Source organism: Mesorhizobium sp. M5C.F.Ca.ET.164.01.1.1, assembly GCF_004792125.1.
In the GTDB taxonomy this organism is placed as follows: Bacteria; Pseudomonadota; Alphaproteobacteria; order Rhizobiales; family Rhizobiaceae; genus Mesorhizobium; species Mesorhizobium wenxiniae.
In genome coordinates, this window is the sequence record NZ_SRTG01000494.1 from 1 (window position 1) to 299 (window position 299).

Genomic DNA, 299 nt, shown 5'->3' on the forward strand with positions numbered 1-299 from the left:
GATTTCCCCGCCACCACGGCGAGGCCATCGATCGGCTCGTGGCGGTCGTGGCGGACGATCGTGCTGTCCAGCGACAAGATCGAAAAGCCGCTGGCGGCCAGAACGCCCCGCACGTAGCCTTGCGAATGCGCATAGCGGCGGGACGGGCGCAGCGCGAAACCGTTGCCGCCGTCCAGTTCTCCATCAGCCAGCGTCTCAACGGAGAAGGCAAACAATCCGTCCTCGGAAAGCATGCCGGCGACGGTGCTCACAATGCCTTCGAGCGCGCCGACATAGATGAACACGTCGGCCGCCACCAC

General features: G+C 65.2%; 1 pseudogene. It reads right to left on the reverse strand.

Annotated elements, in window-relative coordinates:
- A pseudogene (locus EN807_RS34435) lies at window positions 1–299 on the reverse strand (SAM-dependent methyltransferase); the annotation flags it as partial.